The organism is Streptomyces sp. Pv4-95 (assembly GCF_045782725.1).
Taxonomy (GTDB): Bacteria; Actinomycetota; Actinomycetes; order Streptomycetales; family Streptomycetaceae; genus Streptomyces.
In genome coordinates this window covers 6,368,100-6,386,401 of sequence record NZ_CP127172.1, presented here as the reverse complement: position 1 = coordinate 6,386,401, position 18,302 = coordinate 6,368,100, and the positions used below count along the sequence as shown (strand labels likewise).

16 protein-coding genes are annotated in these 18,302 nt (G+C 73.4%); 10 read left to right on the top strand and 6 right to left on the bottom strand.

What is annotated here, in order from left to right; translation table 11 throughout:
- Positions 1 to 37: 37 nt before the first annotated feature.
- On the bottom strand, positions 38 to 1,588 hold the full coding sequence (locus QOM21_RS27915; protein WP_407553755.1) for an aldehyde dehydrogenase (NADP(+)): 1,551 nt from the start codon (positions 1,586 to 1,588) through the stop codon (positions 38 to 40).
- Between the two features lie 120 nt (positions 1,589 to 1,708).
- On the opposite strand from QOM21_RS27915, the gene QOM21_RS27910 reads away from it, so the two are divergent.
- From QOM21_RS27910 to QOM21_RS27900, 3 genes are all read left to right on the top strand, one after another.
- Positions 1,709 to 2,479: an IclR family transcriptional regulator gene (locus QOM21_RS27910; protein ID WP_407553754.1), complete on the top strand. Its 771-nt coding sequence runs from the start codon at positions 1,709 to 1,711 to the stop codon at positions 2,477 to 2,479.
- Between the two features lie 333 nt (positions 2,480 to 2,812).
- The gene (locus tag QOM21_RS27905) at positions 2,813 to 3,424 is read left to right on the top strand and encodes a hypothetical protein (protein WP_407553753.1); all 612 of its coding nucleotides are present in this window, start codon (positions 2,813 to 2,815) and stop codon (positions 3,422 to 3,424) included.
- Positions 3,425 to 3,538: 114 nt separating this feature from the next.
- Positions 3,539 to 4,198 (top strand): class F sortase, encoded by a 660-nt coding sequence (locus QOM21_RS27900; RefSeq protein ID WP_407553752.1) that lies wholly within the window; start codon positions 3,539 to 3,541, stop codon positions 4,196 to 4,198.
- A gap of 33 nt (positions 4,199 to 4,231) precedes the next feature.
- Here QOM21_RS27900 and QOM21_RS27895 read toward each other — a convergent pair whose 3' ends face one another.
- Both QOM21_RS27895 and QOM21_RS27890 read right to left on the bottom strand, forming a co-directional pair.
- Entirely contained in the window at positions 4,232 to 5,464 is a 1,233-nt protein-coding gene (locus QOM21_RS27895; RefSeq protein WP_407553751.1) for a hypothetical protein, read from the bottom strand.
- A complete protein-coding gene (locus QOM21_RS27890; RefSeq protein WP_407555862.1) occupies positions 5,464 to 6,360 on the bottom strand; it encodes a 5-dehydro-4-deoxyglucarate dehydratase in 897 nt (298 codons plus the stop codon). The genes QOM21_RS27895 and QOM21_RS27890 overlap by 1 nt, the downstream gene beginning before the upstream one ends.
- Positions 6,361 to 6,662: 302 nt before the next feature.
- Between QOM21_RS27890 and QOM21_RS27885 the strand changes: the two genes are divergently transcribed.
- The 4 genes from QOM21_RS27885 to QOM21_RS27870 all read left to right on the top strand — a co-directional run bounded on the left by QOM21_RS27885 (position 6,663) and on the right by QOM21_RS27870 (position 10,414).
- The gene (locus tag QOM21_RS27885; protein ID WP_407553750.1) at positions 6,663 to 7,472 is read left to right on the top strand and encodes an NAD-dependent epimerase/dehydratase family protein; all 810 of its coding nucleotides are present in this window, start codon (positions 6,663 to 6,665) and stop codon (positions 7,470 to 7,472) included.
- Between the two features lie 270 nt (positions 7,473 to 7,742).
- Complete coding sequence (locus QOM21_RS27880; protein WP_407553749.1) at positions 7,743 to 8,015, top strand: GlsB/YeaQ/YmgE family stress response membrane protein; 273 nt, start codon at positions 7,743 to 7,745, stop codon at positions 8,013 to 8,015.
- Positions 8,016 to 8,146: 131 nt separating this feature from the next.
- Positions 8,147 to 9,352, top strand: coding sequence for a TerD family protein (locus QOM21_RS27875; protein WP_407555860.1), 1,206 nt, complete (start codon positions 8,147 to 8,149; stop codon positions 9,350 to 9,352).
- Positions 9,353 to 9,616: 264 nt separating this feature from the next.
- Positions 9,617 to 10,414, top strand: a complete 798-nt coding sequence (locus tag QOM21_RS27870) for a hypothetical protein (protein ID WP_407553748.1) — start codon at positions 9,617 to 9,619, stop codon at positions 10,412 to 10,414.
- Positions 10,415 to 10,607: 193 nt separating this feature from the next.
- Here the strand turns inward: QOM21_RS27870 and QOM21_RS27865 are convergent, their stop codons facing one another.
- Positions 10,608 to 11,648, bottom strand: a complete 1,041-nt coding sequence (locus QOM21_RS27865; protein WP_407553747.1) for an MsnO8 family LLM class oxidoreductase — start codon at positions 11,646 to 11,648, stop codon at positions 10,608 to 10,610.
- A gap of 155 nt (positions 11,649 to 11,803) precedes the next feature.
- Here QOM21_RS27865 and QOM21_RS27860 point away from each other — a divergent pair, with 155 nt between their 5' ends.
- Positions 11,804 to 12,802, top strand: coding sequence for a class I SAM-dependent methyltransferase (locus QOM21_RS27860; RefSeq protein ID WP_407553746.1), 999 nt, complete (start codon positions 11,804 to 11,806; stop codon positions 12,800 to 12,802).
- Here the strand turns inward: QOM21_RS27860 and QOM21_RS27855 are convergent.
- Together QOM21_RS27855 and QOM21_RS27850 are read right to left on the bottom strand one after the other, a co-directional pair.
- A complete protein-coding gene (locus tag QOM21_RS27855; RefSeq protein ID WP_407553745.1) occupies positions 12,753 to 14,207 on the bottom strand; it encodes an alkaline phosphatase PhoX in 1,455 nt (484 codons plus the stop codon). The genes QOM21_RS27860 and QOM21_RS27855 overlap by 50 nt on opposite strands.
- Positions 14,208 to 14,431: 224 nt before the next feature.
- A complete protein-coding gene (locus QOM21_RS27850) occupies positions 14,432 to 15,943 on the bottom strand; it encodes a hypothetical protein (protein ID WP_407553744.1) in 1,512 nt (503 codons plus the stop codon).
- Between the two features lie 235 nt (positions 15,944 to 16,178).
- Between QOM21_RS27850 and QOM21_RS27845 the strand changes: the two genes are divergently transcribed.
- A complete protein-coding gene (locus tag QOM21_RS27845; RefSeq protein WP_407553743.1) occupies positions 16,179 to 18,017 on the top strand; it encodes an endonuclease/exonuclease/phosphatase family protein in 1,839 nt (612 codons plus the stop codon).
- A gap of 99 nt (positions 18,018 to 18,116) precedes the next feature.
- The gene (locus QOM21_RS27840; RefSeq protein ID WP_407553742.1) at positions 18,117 to 18,269 is read left to right on the top strand and encodes a hypothetical protein; all 153 of its coding nucleotides are present in this window, start codon (positions 18,117 to 18,119) and stop codon (positions 18,267 to 18,269) included.
- The last annotated feature ends 33 nt before the right edge of the window (positions 18,270 to 18,302 follow it).

Below are 18,302 nucleotides of genomic sequence, written 5' to 3'. Positions count from 1 at the left end.
GGGTCCCCCGCTTTCGGGACGCAAGGCGCCGTCGGCCCTACGCGCCTTCGGCACGGCCGTCGACGCGGCGCGGCAGCCCGAGCGGGTTGTCCTCCCGCAGTTCGGGCGGGAGCAGCGCGGGCGGGGCGTCCTGGTAGGCGACCGGCCGCAGCCAGCGTTCGATGGCGGTGCCGCCGACGGACGTGGAGGTGGAGGTGGTGGCCGGGTAGGGCCCGCCGTGGTGCTGGGCGGGGGCGACCGCGACGCCGGTCGGCCAGCCGTTGACGACGACGCGGCCGGCGAGCGGGGTGAGGTCGGCAAGCAGCCGGGCGCCGCGGCCCTCGGCGTCGGTGCCCGCGCCCTCCTCGTCGCCGAGTTGCAGGGTCGCGGTGAGATTGCCGGGGAGCCGGGCGAGGACCGCGCCGATCTCGGACTCGTCGGCGTAGCGGGCGAGGACGGTGACCGGGCCGAAGCATTCCTCCAGGAGGAGGTCGTGCGGGCCCTCGGCGGCGAGGCGGGTGGCCGGCACGGCGAGGAAGCCGGCGCTGACGCTGTGCTCCCCGCCCGCACCGGGGGTCACCGGAGCCTGGACGTCGGGGAGTTCGGCGCGGGCCCGGACGCCGTCCACGAAGGCGTCGCGCATCCGGTGGTCCAGCAGGACGCCTGCCTCGCTGTCGCTGACCGCCGCGGTCAGCGACTTCAGCAGCCGGTCGCCGGCCGCCCCCTCGGGGGCGAGGACCAGGCCGGGCTTGACGCAGAACTGCCCGACGCCGAGGGTCACCGAGCCGGCCAGGCCGGCGCCGATCTCCTCGGCGCGTTCGGCGGCCGCCGCCTCGGTGATCACCACGGGGTTGAGGCTGCCGAGCTCGCCGTGGAAGGGGATGGGCTGCGGACGGGCCGCGGCGGCGTCGTAAAGCGCCCGGCCGCCGCGTACCGAACCGGTGAAGCCGGCGGCGGTGATCAGCGGGTGGCGTACCAGGTCGACGCCGGCCTGGAAGCCGTGCACCAGGCTCACCACGCCCTCGGGCAGGCCGACGTCGGCCGCGGCCCGGCGCAGCAGCGCGACGCACAGCTCGGAGGTGGCGGGGTGGTCGGGGTGCGCCTTGACCACCACCGGACAGCCGGCCGCCAGGGCGCTGGCGGTGTCGCCGCCGGGCACCGAGAAGGCGAGCGGGAAGTTGCTGGCGGAGTAGACCGCGACCACGCCCAGCGGGATCTTGTAGCGGCGCAAGTCGGGCCGCGGCGGGGCGAGCGCCGGGTCGGCGTGGTCGATCAGTACGTCGAGGAACGCGCCCTCGGCGACGATGTCGGCGAAGGCGCGCAACTGGTAGGTGGTCCGGCCGAGTTCCCCGGTCAGCCGCCCCGGGCCGAGCGCCGTCTCGGCGTCGGCGGCCTCGATGACGCGGTCGCCCGCCTCCTCCAGCACCTCGGCGGCGCGACGCAGAAAGGCCGCGCGCACGTCCCGGTCGGCGAGCGAGGCGCGAGCGGCGTGCGCCGCGCCGACCGTGGCATCCACCTCGGCCGCCGTCGCCTCCACCGCAACCTGCTCACGCCGCTTCCCGCTTCGGGGGTCGACGCTCCAGACTGGTGCTGCTGCCGCTGCTGCCACCGTGCATTCCTTCCCGATGAAGTCTTGCCGCACACCCGACCGTGTTCGGTATGCTGAACGCTGTCCCGGATGGTGAATCTCTGGGACTCTATGGGTGTCCGAACAGAGGGGTCAAGGGCGATGTCAGCTGCCGATGCCGGTGGAGCGCAGGTCAAGTCCGCGGTACGGACGGTGGAGCTGCTGGAGTACTTCGCGGGCCGCCCCGGTATGCACAGCCTGGCATCCGTACAGGAAGCCGTCGGGTATCCCAAGTCCAGCCTCTACATGCTGCTGCGGACCCTCGTCGACCTGGGCTGGGTCGAGACCGACGCCACCGGTACGCGCTACGGCATCGGCGTCCGCGCCCTGCTGGTCGGCACGTCGTACATCGACGGCGACGAGGTGGTGGCCGCCGCCCGGCCCACCCTGGACCGGCTCTCCGACGACACCACCGAGACCATCCACCTCGCCCGGCTGGACGGCGTCAACGTCGTCTACCTCGCCACCCGCCAGTCGCAGCACTACCTGCGCCCCTTCACCCGCGTCGGCCGCCGGCTGCCGGCGCACTCCACGTCCCTGGGCAAGGCGCTGCTCGCCACCTACACGGACGACCAGGTGCGCGCGCTGCTGCCGCCCACCCTCGCGCCGCTGACCGAACACACCATCACCGACCGCGAGAAGCTGATCGAGGAGCTGCACGCGGTGCGCGAGCAGGGCTACGCGGTGGACCGCGAGGAGAACACGCTGGGTCTGCGCTGCTTCGGCATCGCGATCCCCTACCGCACGCCGGCGCGGGACGCGATCAGCTGCTCGGTGCCGGTGGCCCGGCTGACTCCGGCCCACGAACAGATGATCAAGGACACGCTCTTCGACGCGCGGGACCGCCTGACGCTGGCCACCCGCCGGCTCTGAATGCCCGGGCGGGCGTCCGAGGCGCCACGCGCAGGCCCACCGCCCCTTCGGGGGCCGCCGCTCCGGCACTCCGTCACGGAGTGTCACACACCCCGGGTCGGGCCGGTCACCCGTTCACCTCACTGCGGACGGCTGCGAGGCGTCCGCGGGAAACCCCCTCTGGCCTGCGCCTTTGTCGACGAACTCGGGTGCCGTGACGCCCGAGTGGGGGTGTTCTGACGGCTCGTCAGCATGCTCTCCCGACGCCGGACCGCTTATCTCGGAACCAGGAAGCGCGGAATTCCCCTCAGGCGCAGTGGTGTGCCACGTCCGTGCTTCGTGGAGGTTCGTGCCATGCGTTCCACTCGACTTCTCACCGGCGCCGGGGTCTCCCTGGCCGCTCTCGGCCTCTCCGCCACCGCGGCGTACGCCGGCGACTTCGGTGTGATCGAGGTGTCGCCCCACCCGGCCCGGCCCGGCTCCACGATCTCCCTGGCCGTCACGGGCTGCGGGAACAGCCGCACCGCGAGCGTCGACACCAGCACGCTGGGCACGGGCACCATCAAGCTCACCCAGGAGTCCGTACGGGGCCCGCTGACCGGCGAGCTGACCATCCGGCAGGGCACCTGGCCCGGCAACTACGGCATCAGCGGCACCTGCGCCGGCGGCAAGGATCTCACCGGCACCGTCCACATCGGCCGCGGCAGCGGTAGCACGGCCGCCCCGGCCGCCGGTACCCACGCCGCTCCGGCCGGCGGCCACACCGCTGCCCCGGCCGGTGGTCCCAGCACCGCCCCGGCCGACGGTCCCGCCTCCCCGCCCAAGGGCAAGGTGGCGACGGGTGTCGGCACCACCAGCGAGAACACCGACACCACCGAAATCGCCGCGGGCGCGGCCGTGCTGCTGGCCGCGGTCGCCGGTGGCGCCTGGGCCTCGCGCCGCCGCCGCTCGGGAGACCGGATCTGACCGGGGCCGGCCACGGCCGGTGACCCACGAGCCGCCCGCCTCCCGAGGGACCGCCGTACACGGGAGGCCGGGACGTGAGCCGTCCACCGCTTTCTGGGAGGGGTGCGCACCGCCATGGGAACCAGCAGCCGCGCGCAGGGGGACAGGACCGTCATAGCCATCGGCACGCTTCTCGCGCTGGGCACCGGGATCTGGCTGGTCGCCCAGGGCGCCGGGGCCGCCGCCCCGCCGCAGCCGTCCGCGACCCAGGGGTTCTCGGCGGCGTCATCGAGGGCCGGGCCCTCCGCGGGCCCGGCGGCCCGACCGCTGCCGGTGTCGGAGCCGGTGCGCGTCACGGTGCCGTCGATCGGCGTCGACGCGCCGCTGACCCGGCTGGGGCTCGCCGCGAACGGGAGCCTGGCGGCGCCGCCGGAGAAGGACACGAACCTGGCCGGCTGGTACGCGGCCGGCACCGCACCCGGCGCCGGGGGCACCGCTCTGATCGCCGGTCATGTCGACAACCACGCGGGGCCCGCCGTCTTCTACCGCCTCGGCTCCGTGCAGAAGAACCACACCATCCAGATCCGGCGCGCGGACGGCCGGACGGCACTCTTCACGGTCGACGCCGTCGAGGTCTACCAGGGCGACGGCTTCCCGGACGACAAGGTCTACGGCCCGGCCGCCCGCCCCGAACTCCGTCTGATCACCTGCGGGGGCGGCTTCGACGAGGCCACCCAGGAGTACCTGGGCAACGTCGTCGTCTTCGCCCATCTCACCGGCAGCAAGGGCCCGTGACGCGCACACCCCACCCTCACGGCAACCTGGGGGTCAGCTTCCGAGGCCCGGCAGCGTGGTGCGCAGGGCGTGCCGCACGGCCGCCAGGTCGCCGTCGCCCGCCAGCCCCCCGTGGTAGAGCCGCAGCGCGTTCGCGCCCAGTGAGACGGCGTGCGCCGCATCGGCGGCGAGGGTGCCGGGGCTGCCGCCCATACCGGCGACGACGGTGAGGTTGGCGGCGACGGTGGCGGTGGCCGGGCGGTCGGCGAACGGCCCGAGGGCGTCGGCGCGGGCCGCGTCATCGCCGGTGCACGGCACGACCACCCCGTCGGCGTGCGCGAGGACATCCCCCGGATCCACCCCGGCGTTGGCGCCGCAGCGGTGCGCGGCCGGGTCGGCGTGCAGCAGCACCCGGAACTCCTCCGCCGCCGCCTCCCGTACGGCGCGCACGGCCGCGCGTTGCAGGGACCGGGCCGCACGGTCGCGCCAGGTGCGCACCACACCGGCGAGGTCCCCGCCGAGCAGCGCCTCGATCAGGTCCCGTTCCGCCGCCCGCTCCGCCGGGGCCGCCGCCGGGGGCGGGCTGCCCGCGCCCGGCTCCTCCCTCCAGAGCGGCTCCAGCGCCTGCCGCACGCCCGCGCGCACCTCCGCCGCGGGGATCCCCAGCGCGGTGTACCCGTCCGAGCAGACCGAGCAGAAGCACAGCGACATCAAGTACTGTCCGGCGCCGGACAGCGGGACCCCGGCGACCTTGTCGTGGGCGTGCAGATGGGCCATTCCGTACCAGCCGCAGGACTCCAGCTCGGTGCCCCGGGCGCCGGGGCGGACCGCCGCCTCCGCGGCGAGGTCCACGAGGTACTCGCGCACCTCGCCGCGGGCGATGCACGGTGCCCACGGGTAGGCATCCCCGTAGGCGTTGCGGACGACGGCGGACGGATGCTCGTCGCCCAGACGGGAGTTGTGCGCCAGCACCACCCAGGTGTGCACGTCGAGCCCTGCCTCGGTCAGCGCCCGCAGGGCCGCCCCGAAGGGGTCCGCACCCGGCACCCAGTCCTGGGTGTACGGCCGCAGTGTGCGTCCCGCCCACCGCTCGGCGTCCGGGGGGTAGAGGACCGCGGCGTGCCGGGCGGTGACGATGCGGTGGCCGGGGTGACGCGGGGTCAGGGCGCGGGTGGAGTGGTAGGCGGAGGCCAGCGTGACCTGCTGGACACCGAGGTCGGCGATACGGCCGGCGGCGTCCGGGTCGCCGACGATGTCCCAGGGATAGAGGAAGGCGGCGGTGTGCATCAGGCGCCGTTCTCCGGAGCGTCGGCGGCCAGGAGCAGGCCGCGGTCGATCAGTGCGGCGAGCTCCTTGACATGCGCCGGGGCCGGTTCGGTGAGCGGGGGCCGGATCTCCCCCACCTCCAGGCCGCGCAGCCGCACGCCCGCCTTGACCAGGGAAACGGCGTACCCGCGGCCCCTGTTGCGCAGGTCGACCAGGGGCCGGTAGAAGCCGTCGAGCAGCCGGGCGACCGTCGAATCGTCACCGGCGTTCAGGGCCCGGTGGAAGACCAGGGCGATCTCGGGCGCGAAGGCGAACACGGCGGAGGAGTAGAGCCGTACTCCCAGGCCCAGGTACGCGGGGCCGGTGAGTTCCGCGGTGGGCAGCCCGTTGAAGTAGAGGAAGCTCTCGTCGGCGGCGTCGGTGCGCACGGCGCTGATGATCCGCTGCAGCAGGTCGAGGTCGCCCAGACCGTCCTTGAGGCCGATGATGCCCGGCGTCCTGGCCAGTTCGACGACGGTTTCGGGGGTGAAGACGGCGTTGTCGCGCTGGTAGACGATGACGGGAAGCGGGGTGGCCGCGGCGATGGCGGTGTAGTGCCGCAGCAGCCCTTCCTGTTCGGCGACGACGAGATAGGGCGGCATGGCCAGCAGGCCGTCGGCGCCGGCTTCGTGGGCGATGCGGGCGAAGCGTTCGGCGAGCGCGGTGCCGTAGCCCGCTCCGGCGACGACCGGGACGCGGCCCGCCGCCTCCGCCACGGCGGCGGCGACACAGGCCCCGAACTCCTCCGGGGTCAGCGCGTGGAACTCCCCGGTGCCGCAGCAGGCGAAGACGGCGGCCGCGCCCGCGTCGATACCGCCGCGCACATGCGCCCGGAAGGCGTCCAGGTCCACGGCGCCGTCCGGCGCGTACGCGGTCACGGGGAAGAACAGCAGTCCGTCGAGGCGGCCGGCGAGCGGCGGGGCTGGGGTCACGGGCTCTCCCTGGCACGCATGCGCATGCACTCGTGCATGATTCTGATCTGCGTCCATATTTATGAACCCGACCACGCTAGAGCAGCCGTCCCACGTCGGTCAAGGGCGCGAAATCCCCGGCGCGTCAAGCGGGTTCACCCCTTCCACCGGCCTCCTTGACCACCTGCGGGGCGGTCCTTAGCGTGTCCACACATCTGAATGCTGTCCACGCATCCAGCGTCACAGCGCAGCCGGAGGAGTCCCCGCACATGACCGCACCCCGCACCGTTCTGCTCACCGGCGCCGCCGGCGGGCTCGGCACCCTGATGCGCGAGCTGCTGCCGCCCCACGGCTACCGCCTGCGGCTCTTCGACCAGCGGCCGATCGACGGCGAACCGGACGCGATCACCGCCGATCTGGCGGACAAGCAGGCGCTGCGCGAGGCCGTACGCGGCGTCGACGCGATCATCCACTTCGCGGGCATCTCCCTGGAAGCCCCGTTCGAGCAGATCCTGCGGGCCAACATCGAAGGCACCTACCACCTCTACGAAGCCGCCCGCGAAGAGGGCGTGCGCCGCATCGTCTTCGCCTCCTCCAACCATGCCGTCGGCTTCACCCCCCGGCCCCCGGACGGCTCCGGCGCGATCCCCGTCGGCACCCCCCGCCGCCCCGACACCCACTACGGCCTGTCCAAGGGGTTCGGCGAGGACCTCGCCTCGCTCTACTGGGACCTGCACGGCATCGAAACCGTCTCCCTGCGCATCGGCTCCTGCTTCCCCGCACCGACCTCCGTGCGCATGCTGTCGATCTGGCTGAGTCCCGCGGACGCCGCCCGGCTGCTGCACGCCGCGCTGACCGCCGAGGACGTCGGACACACGGTCGCCTACGCCTCCTCGGCCAACACCCGCCTGTGGTGGGACCTCTCGTCCGCCCGCGCCCTGGGCTACGACCCGCAGGACGACTCCGAGCCCTACGCGGCCGAATTGATCGCGGCCCAGGGCGAGCTCGACCCCGACAACCCCGAGCACGCCCATCTCGGTGGCGCGTTCTGCACCGACCCGCCGCGCTGGCCGTACTGATCTGAGCGCGAGCCCGCCCACCGGGGACCGCCACCGGCCGTCGGGCAGGCACGCGAGCAGTTGGCTGACGACACCGACGATGATCCTGCCCCCGACGATCCCCGCCCCGCCCCGCTCCCGACGACGCCGATCCGTCACCGTACGGAACTCGCCACCGCCCCCTCGCGTCCTTGAAGACGAAGCGGGGCAGAGAAGCAGGACAGAGGCGCGGCGCACAGGGCGCGGCGCACACGGCACCAACGTCACACCGCAGGAACGAGGAAACGCATCATGGGCATCGTCAGCTGGCTCGTACTGGGACTCATCGCCGGCGTCATCGCCAAGGTCCTGCTGCCGGGGCGTGACCCGGGCGGGCTCGTCGGGACGACCCTGATCGGGATCGCCGGCTCCTTCATCGGCGGCTGGCTCTCCACCCGCGTCCTGGACCGTCCGATACCCAAGGACTTCTACGACCCCTCGATGTGGGTGGCCGCGATCGCCGGGGCCCTGGTCCTGCTGATCGCCTACCGCCTGCTGTTCGGCAACTCCCGCGACCGCCGCTGAGCCGGGCGGGCGCGGCGGGGGGGGCGCCCGCCGGGTGCCACGGCGACGGCTGCGGACCGGCCCGGCGACCATCCGGGTGCGGGTAATGGAACCGTAAAAGCCGGCCGGTCGTTACTGCTGGCATGACCGCTATGACTCCTGGCTCGAATCTCCCGCTCACCTCCGCGCGGGTCGCGGTGGACGTCACCGCCCCCGTGCGGCTGGATGTGTCGGGCCTGCTGCTCACCGCCGAGGGCAAGGTGCGCTCGGACGACGACTTCGTGTTCTACAACCAGCCCAACGGCCCCGGTGTCACCCACTCCGCGGCCCCCGGCGGCGGCGACACCATCACGGTGGACACCGGAGCGGTACCCGACGGCATCGAGAAGGTCGTCGTCACCGCGAGCCTGGACGCCGCCGGCGCCACCTTCGCGGGCACCGAACCGACCGGCACGGTGCGCAACGCCGACGACGGCAGCGTCATCGCCTCCTTCACCCCGCCGCAGCTCGGCACGGAGACCGCCCTGGTGGTCGTCGAGATCTACCGGCGCAACGGCGTCTGGAAGGTCCGCGCCGTCGGACAGGGCTACGCCAACGGCCTGGCCGGCATCGCGACCGACTTCGGCGTGAGCGTCGAGGAGCCGGCCGCCCCGCAGGCACCGGCTCCCGCCGCCCCGCAGGCCGCCCCCCAGGCGCCCGCGGCGCCGCCCGCCGCCGCACCGGCCGCATCGCAGCCCGCCGCACCCGCGGCACCGCCCGCCGCGCCGGCTCCGGGCGCCGGCAAGATCAACCTGGACAAGGGCCGCGTCAGCCTCCAGAAGAACCAGACGGTTTCGCTGGTCAAGGGCGGACAGCCACTGCTCAGCTCGGTCCGGATGGGGCTCGGCTGGGAGCCCGCCTTCCGCGGCAAGAGCATCGACCTGGACGCCTCCGTCATCGCCTACGGCCCGGACCGCAAGAAGATCGACAACTGCTTCTTCGGCAAGCTGTCGATCCTCAACGGCGCGATCCAGCACTCCGGCGACAACCTCACCGGTGACGGTTCCGGCGACGACGAGGTCATCACCGTCCACCTCGGCGGTGTGCCCCCGCAGGTGACCGGCCTGGTCTTCACCGTCAACTCCTTCTCCGGCCAGAAGTTCTCCGACGTCGCCAAGGCGTACTGCCGCCTGGCCGACGCGCAGACCGGCGAGGAGCTGGTCCGCTTCGACCTCACCGGCTCCGAGCCGCGCACGGGCGTCATGATGGCCAAGCTCATCCGGCAGTTCTCCGGCGAGTGGGAGATGACCGCCATGGGCGAGTTCGTCGACTCCCGCACGGTGCGCGGCATGGTGAAGCCCGCGGCCAAGGCCCTCTGACCCAGGGCCCGTCATCCGGCGCCCCGCCCCACCCGGCCCGACGTCACCGACGCGGCCGGGAGGGGCGCTCCCGCCGGAACCAGGGCGCCGGACGCACCGCCTCCGGGGCCCGCAGCCGGATCCTCCCGAGGGAGCCGCAGAGCCTTGGGCCAGGCCCGGAAAGCGATGGCGCCCTCGGCCCCAACGCCCCTCTCCCAAGGCACAGTTGACTGTCATACCCACGCCGTAGGCTGGGTGGTGGCAGTTACGGAACGGGGAGGAATCGTGACAGGGGAAAAGGACTTCGGCCCGCAGCAGCTGGCCCACTGGCTGGGCATCGCACCACGCCACCTGCGCCGCGCGGAGACGCGCGGGCTGATCCCGCCGCCGGACGTGGCGGACGAGCGGTGGTCGTTATCCGTCGCCAAGGCTCTCGTGGACCGCGTCGAGACGATCCTGGCCGCCGTGGACGACGCGCACTATCCCGATGCTCAGCCCACCGCGGGGGCCGCCCGGCGGCGAGTGCCGAAGCGGGACAGCTTCGGCCCCCACCAGCTGGCGAAGGAGCTGGGTCTGGAGCGCTGGCAGGCCGGCCGGGCGGAGCAGCAGGGGCTCATCCCACCGCCGGACGTGGACGGCACCCGCTGGTCGCGCGAGGTGGTCGAGACACTGCGCGACCGGGTGGCGGAGATCCGCGAGGTCCTGGGGGACCACCCCGGGCTCGGCTCGATCGACGCGGCGACACGGCTCGCCGCCCGCACCGGCCTCCCGGTCGAGCGGCCCGATGTCCGCGCCCTGGCCGACCAGGGTCTGCTGCGTGCTGTCGGCGAGTTCCGCGGCCATCCCATGTACGGCCTGGACGACCTCGACGGCCTCCCCCAGGAGCACGTCGCCACCGTGGTGAAGCAACGCGAGGAATGGCTCGCCCGGAGCCTCACGGCCAAGGAGGCGGCGACGCTGCTGGGGTGGGCACCGGGAAAGTTCGAGGTCACCGCGGAGCGCAACGGACTCCGGCCGGGCCCGCTGGACCGCTACGACCGGGCCGAGGTCGAGCGGCTGCCGGCGGCGGACGCCGGGACGTAAGGGAGGAAGCCCGGTGCCCCGCCGGTCGTCACGGGGGCCGCGAGGCCGAGGGGCCGAACCCGCGAGGGACCGAAGCCGCGACGGGCCGAAGGCAGGCATCGGGGCGACCGGCGGGGCTGCGGGAGCGGCGGCGCAGAGTGCGGGTAACCGGCAGGGGGGCTCGGCGGGCGCCCGCCGACTCCCCCGCCCAGCCTCAGCCCGGTCCCCTCAGTCCCGCGATCCGGGCCAGTCGCTCATAGGACTCCAGCAGGGCCGTGCGGTCATAGGTGCTGGTGGTGACCAGGACCTCGTCCGCCCCGGTGCGTTCGATAAGGGCGTCGAGGGCCCCGGCGACCTCCTCCTCGGTGCCGTAGAGGTGACCACGGAGCGCCTCCTCGTAGAACTCCCGCTCCCGCGCGGACACAGCACCCTCGCCGTCGGCTCCCCCGCCGGCCGGGAGCATCTCCTCGGCGGGCCGCAGCGGCGGGAAGACACCGTGCGTCCGGGAGTACGCCATCGCCCGGGCCTCCGGGACCAGCAGCCGACGCGCCGCCTCCGTCGTCGCCGCGACCGCGACCGTCCCGGAGATCACCACATACGGGCGGCCCCACAGGTGCGAGGGGCGAAACCGTGCCCGGTAGGACTCGATCGCGTCGAGCATCTTCGCCCGGCCGCGGAGGTCGCCGATGACCAGAGCGAGGCCGGCCTCCGCGGCGACCTGCGCCCCCGCGCCCGTCGCCAGCACGAACGCCGGCACCCGCAGCCCCTCGGCGGGACGCGCGTGGACCTGCGGATGAGCGGTCTGCGTACCCGTGAAGTAGCCGATGAGCTGCGCCAGTTGGGCGCTGAAGTCCTCGGTGGCGTCCTTCTCCGTGCCCAGAGCCCGCCGGATGCCGCCGGTGAAGCCGACCGACCGGCCGAGCCCCATGTCGATCCGGCCGGGAAAGAGCGACTCCAGGACCCCGAACTGCTCGGCGACCACCAGCGACCGGTGGTTGGGCAGCATCACGCCGCCCGTGCCGACCCGGATCGAGGACGTCGCGGAGGCCACCGCGGCCGCCAGCACCGTCGGCGCGGACCCGGCGACCCCCGGCACACTGTGGTGCTCGGAGACCCAGAACCGGTGGTAGCCGAGCCGCTCCGCCTGCCGCGCCAGATCCACGGTGTCACGCAGCGCGGCCCCCTCCGGGTGTCCCTCTCTGGTGCGGGAGCGGTCCAGGATCGAGAATTGTGTCGTCCGTATCGTCGAGCTCACCCCTCCTTCAACGTCCGCGCCCGCTGAAGATTCCGCGCCACCCCGGCGGGTCACCCCGGCAGGCAAGAACCCCACGACAGGCAACGGAGCGACCACCCCCGGCCGCGTGCGGCCCGCACACCGCACGCGCACACGGCACGCACGAGGAGCGTTCGATGACGCAGCAGCCGCACCCGGCAGGCGACGCCGGCCACCGGAAGCAGCCCGGCCGCCCGGAGGGCTCCGGGGCGCCGGACCTCCCCGACCGCGTGGCGAAGATCTACGGCGACCTCGACCTGAGCACCGTCCCCGCGTTCGCCGGCGGCTTCATCAACTTCGGCTACTGGGCGCAGCCGCCCGGCGCCGACCGCCCGCTGACCGTGGCCGACCGGGTGCGCAGCGAGGAGGACCTCTACCGGCTGGTGCTGGGCGCCTTCGACCGGCCCGCGGGCCGCACCGCGCTGGAAGTGGGCTGCGGGCGGGGCCTGGGCTGCGCGCTGGCGCTGCGCGAATTCGGCTTCGGGTCGGTGATCGGCCTGGACGCCCATCCGGACCAGATCGCCCGTGCCCGGGAGGCCAATGCCGCGCTGCTCACGAACGGGCCCGCGCCCGCCACTCCCGGCTCTCCTCCGGCCCCCTCGGGCTCCCTGTCCTTCATCCGCGGCACCGCCGCACGCATCCCGCTGCCCGACGCCTCCGTCGACTGTGTCTACTCCGTCGAGGCAGCGCAGCACTTCCGTGAGCTGGCCGGCTTCGCCCGGGAGGCGGCCCGGGTGCTGCACCCGGCCGGGCGACTGGCGCTGACCACCTTCTTCGCCCGCGGCTCGGAGGCGGCCCGCGCGCTGCCCGAACTCCTGCCCCCGTACGCCGACGGCCTGGACGTCCCCCATGTCATCGACGAGGCCGCCGCCACGCTCGCCGACGCCGGCCTCCGCGATGTCCGGGTCCGGGCGATCGGCGACCGGGTCTGGGCGTCCTACGACCGCTACATGGCCCAGCAGCCGGAGCTCCGCGACGAATGGCCGCGCCGCTACCTCACGGCGTACGAGACCGGTCTGCTGGACTACTACGTCCTCACCGCCGAGGCACCCGACGGCGGTGACGGTGGTGTTGCCACTGCCGCCGCTACCGCTGCCGGCGCTGCCGCCTCCACGGCCCGGAGATCGCCAGCATGATGCCCGGGTCCTGGATGTTGGCGAAGAGCGTCCGGCCGTCCGGGGAGAAGACCGGCCCGGTGAACTCGCTGAACTCCGGCTCGTCGGCGGTCCCGATGTTGAGGTCGTTGCGCGCGAGCGGGTAGGTGCGGCCGTCCTCGGTGGCGCCGAAGAGATGCTGCACGCCCTCGCCGTCCTCGGCGATGATCAGTCCGCCGTAGGGCGAGACGGTGATGTTGTCGGGGCCGTCGAGCGGACCGTCCTTCGCGGGGTCCTCATTGACGCCGAGCAGCACCTTCAGCGTCAGGGTGCGCCGCCGCGGGTCGTAGAACCAGACCTGTCCGTCGTGCTGGACCGGGCTCTCCTCGCGGGCGAAGGAGGAGACGAGGTAGGCCCCGCCGTCCGCCCACCACATGCCCTCCAGCTTGCGGGCACGGGTGATGTCACCATCCTCGAACTGCCGCCGCACCGACACCTCGCGGGCGTCGCGGTCGGGCACCTCGACCCAGTCGACGCCGTAGACGGTGCCGGTCCTCGTGGCGCGCGAGAGGTCGTCGACGAAGCGGCCGCCGGAGTCGTAGCACTTGGGCGCTGCCAGCACACCGGCGTCGTCGGCCAGCGTCCGCAGCTGCCCCCGGCCGTGCCGGAAGCCGTGCGGCGGGGTCCATCGGTAGAACAGGCCGTTGGGGCTGTCGGCGTCCTCGGTCAGGTAGAGGTGGCCGCGCCGGGGGTCGACGACCACCGCCTCGTGCGCATAGCGCCCGAGCGCCTTGACGGGCTGGGGGTGGCGGCCGGCCCGGATGTCGAGCGGGTCCACCTCGAAGACATAACCGTGGTCCTTGGTCATGCCCTTCTGGCCGGCCTTGTCCTCGTTCTCCTCGCAGGTGAGCCAGGTGCCCCAAGGGGTGTGCCCACCCGCGCAGTTGGTGGACGTGCCGGCGATGCCGACCCGTTCGCCGACAGGGGTGCCGTCCTTGGCGACCTCGACGACGGTGCAGCCGCCGGCCGCCGCCGGGTCGTAGACCAGCCCGTCGGCGAGCGGCACCGGGTGCGGCCAGTCGGCGCGCGGGCCCTTCAGCTCGTGGTTGTTGACGAGCAGGGTGGTGCCCCGGCGGCCTTCGAAGGCGCCGGTGCCGTCGTGGTTGGAGGGCGTGGACTCGCCGCTGTCGAGCGTGGTCACACCGGTCCTGGTGATGATCCGGTACGAGAAGCCGGCGGGCAGCGCGAGGATGCCGTCCGGGTCCGCGATCAGCGGACCGTAGCCGAGTGTGTGGTCGCCCGCCGTTCCGCCGGCGTCGCCGGCGGTGGTGGTTTCGCCCGCGAGGGCTCCGGGGGCGGTGGCCAGCACGCCGACGCTGCCGGCCAGCGTCACCCCCGCACCGGCGAGGGCGGAACGCTTGGCGAAGTCTCTCCGGGTCAGCGGCATTGTCATCTCCTGGATGGCCGGTTTCTTCTCCCTGCGCCGCACACGTTCCCGCCCGCCTTCGAACTCCGGTTGAACGCGGCACGACATCCAGGAAGCAGTTGGCCCGCACGCAGCGGGCGGGGGCGGCCGCAAGCCCTTCGGCTCGCGCCCGCCCCCGCCCGTATCCCTGCCGCGCCGGAGCTCCACGGCTGCTCCGGGCCGGTGGCCCGGAGCAGCGGAGTGAGTCAGTCCGCCTTGCGGGAGCGCGCCTTGAAGGCGGCCTTACGGGCCTCCTTGGCGGCCTTCTTGTCCGGGTGCAGCCGGCCCATGGCCTCCAGGACGTCGGCGGTGGCCGGGTGGTCCACCCGCCAGGCGGTGTCGAAGAACCCGCTGTGCTGGTCGGTGAGGCTCCGGACCAGCTCGCGCAGCTCGTTCGCCGCGTCCTCCGTCGCGCTGTCCAGCTGCGCGGCGATGGTGTCCACGGTCAGCCAGAAGATCATCTCCTGGGACGGCTCGGAGATGCCGGCCGCCGCGCGCTCGGCCAGCCAGACCCGGGCCAGGCCGCCCAGCTGCCGGTCGTCGAGGACCTCGCGCAGCGCGGGCTCGGCGTCCGGCGAGACCAGGGAGAGCGTCTGCTGGGCGGCGAGCCGGCGCAGCGGGGCGCGCTCGTCGTCGCCACGGGCGGCCGCGAGGAGGTCACGGGCGGCGTCCGCGGGGGTGCGGGCGGCGAGCCACTGCTCGGACTCGGCCTGGGCGAGCGTCTCGGGGTATTCGGGCAGCGCGTCGAGGAGGACGTCCGCGCCCTTGTCGGTGAGGTCGCCGACGGCCGGGGCGTGGACACCGGCGTCCAGCATCCGCGCGCGGACCGCGTAGAGACCGAGCGGGGTCAGCCGGACCAGGCCGTAGCGGGAGACATCGGCGTCGGCCGGCGGCTCGGCGCCGGGCGTCCCCCCTGCGGGGAGGACCGTCTCGCCGTCCTCGTCCAGCTCCTCGATGAGGGCTTCGTCCACGGGGGTGTAGGCGACGAGCCCGATCGGCTCCAGCACCCGGAACTGGTCGTCCAGGCGCATCATCGCCTCGGAGACCTCTTCCAGGATGTCGTCGGTGGGCTCCTCCATGTCGTCCGGGACGATCATGGACGCGGCGAGGGCGGGGAGCGGGACGTCCTGTCCGGGGCCGTCGTTCACGGCCGTGAGCAGGTAGAGGTTGCCGAGGATGCCGTCCAGCATCTCGGCCTCCTCCTCCGGGTTCCAGTCGATCGCGTCCAGGTCCAGCTCGCCGCCCTCGGCGAGCTGGTCGGCGATGTCGGACAGGTCGGGGGCGACCGCGTCGGCGAGCACGGTCTCCATGCCGCCGAGCCAGATGTCGAGGATGTCCTGCGGGCTGCCGGACGTCAGCAGGCTCAGCTCCTCACCGGGGCGGGCGGTGCCGACCGCGGCGTCGTCGGGGAGGTCGTCGGCGTCGGCCGCTTCGTCCGCCGTCTCCTCGATCTCCACCAGACCGGTGTCCACCGCGAGCTGCCAGGCCTCGGCGGCGTAACCGGGGCCGTCCTCGTCGGCGCCGAGGCCGAGGTGCTCGGTGGCGGCCTCCAGCGACTCCTGGAGGATCTCGCCGCCGACGCCGACCGGTACGCCCCGCTCCGCCCAGCGGGCCAGCTTGGCGGCTCGGGCCATCAGCGGCGCACTCAGCGCGTCCCGGGCCAGTTCCGCTTCGGAGTGCAGCCGCACCGGCGGCAGGGTGGGGCGGTCTGCGGACATCTGGGGCTCAGCTCCTCGAACGGACTACGGCTCGTGCGACGCCCAAGCGTAGACGGAATTCTCCGTATCTCGGGCGGTTCACCCACCCGCCCCCACCCGATCACCCGGTGGACCTTGACAACTCCCGTGGCCACGCAAGAGATTGACGCGCGTAGAGATCGCCGGGCCGCTCCGCGCCGCGCTGCTCGCCGCCCTGACGCCCGCATCCTCTTCCCCCACTTCCCAGGAGGCCCTCATGCCGTCCCGTCGTTCGCTCCGCAAACCGGCCACCCTCAGCGCGGTGGCCTGCGCCGCCCTCGCCACCGGCCTGCTCACCGCGCCGCAGTCCGCCGGCGCCGCCGGTGCCCGGATCCACGACATCCAAGGCAGCACCCGCCTCTCCCCGCTCGCCGGGCAGCAGGTCGGCGACGTGCCCGGCACGGTCACCGCAATCCGTTCGTTCGGCTCCGCGCGCGGCTTCTGGGTGCAGGACCCGCATCCGGACGACGACGCCGCGACCAGCGAGGCGATCTTCGTCTTCACCGGCAGCCAGACACCGAAGGTCGCCGTCGGCGACGCGGTCACCGTCGCCGGCAAGGTCAGCGAGTACTACCCGGGCGGCAAGGACGCGGGTCTGCAGTCCGTCACCGAGATAACCGGCGCCACGTGGACAGTTGACTCCTCCAAGGCGAAGCTGCCCGCCGCCTACCGGCTGAACGCCGCCTCCATACCGGCCCGTTACGCTCCCCGCCCGGACGGCGGGAACATCGAGTCGCTGCCGCTGCGCCCCCGTTCCTACGCGCTGGACCGCTACGAGTCCTTGGAGGGCATGCGCGTCTCGGTCTCCGGGGCACCCGTCGTCGGCGCGACCAGCACCCATCACGAGCTGTGGGTCACCGCCGAGCCCAAGCACCACCGCACGCCCCGCGGCGGCACCCTCTACGACTCCTACAAGGACCCCAACCCAGGCCGGGTGAAGGTGGCCTCGCTGATCCCGTTCGCCGAGCGCCCCTTCCCGGTGGCCGACGTCGGCGACGAGCTGACCGGCACCACCGCGGGCCCGCTGGACTACGACAACTTCGGGGGCTACACCCTCCAGGCCACCGAGCTCGGCACGGTCGCCGATCACGGTCCGGCGCCGGAGAGCACCCGCAAGCAGAAGAGCGACGAGCTCGCGGTCGCCACGTACAACGTGGAGAACCTCGCGCCCACCACCCCGCAGGCCAAGTTCGACCGCCTCGCGGCGGCGCTGGTCGATCACCTCGCCGCCCCCGACGTCGTGGCGCTGGAAGAGGTGCAGGACGACAGCGGCGCCACCGACAACGGCGTGGTGACCGCGGGCGCCACCCTCAAGAAGCTCACCGACGCCATCAAGGCGGCGGGCGGCCCGGCGTACGAGTGGCGGCAGATCGACCCGGCGAACGACCAGGACGGCGGACAGCCCGGCGGCAACATCCGGGTCGCCTTCCTCTTCAACCCCGAGCGGGTCTCCTTCACCGACGTCGCCGGCGGCGATGCCACCACCGCGGTGAAGGTGGTCGACGACCACGGCAAGGCCGCACTCTCCGCCTCGCCGGGCCGGATCGCGCCCGCCGAATCGGCGTGGAAGGACAGCCGCAAGCCGCTCGTCGGCCAGTTCTCGCTCAAGAGCCGCCCAGGGAGCCGGGTGTTCGTGGTCGCCAACCACTTCAACTCCAAGGGCGGCGACCAGGGCCTGGACAGCCGCTTCCAGCCGCCGGCCCGCAGCTCGGAGACCCAGCGCGTCGCGCAGGCCGGGCTGGTCAACGCCTTCGTCAAGGATCTGCTGGCCAAGGACCCACGCGCCGATGTGGTGGTCGCCGGAGACCTCAACGACTACCAGTTCTCGCCCGCGCTGATGAAGCTGACGGACGGCGGGGTACTCACCGACCTCGTCGGCAGGCTGCCGCGCGCCGAGCGCTACGGCTATGTCTACAACGGCAACTCCCAGGTGCTGGACCACATGCTCACCAGCCGTCATCCCGCCCGTGCCGACTACGACATCGTGCACATCAACGCCGAGTACGCCGACCAGGCCAGCGACCACGACCCGCAGGTGCTGCGCATCCGGCCGTGACGTGGCCGTCACTCCCCTGGCCCACCTCCGGATCGCCAACTCCCCCTGAGGGTGCGGTACTGGGCAGGTAAGCACATCGGCTCGGACAAGGGAGTGATCATGGGCAAGGGCCAGAATCGCAAGTCGGCCAAGAACCGCGGCGCCGAGCGGCGCAGCGACCGCGAGCGGAAGCCGCAGGGGTCCGAGGAGTCCGCCGCGGAGCGGACCCAGGACCTCAAGCCCCGGTCGCGCAATGGCCTGACCGGCGAGTAATGGGCCTGTGACACCCGAGCGGCCGCCGTGCCC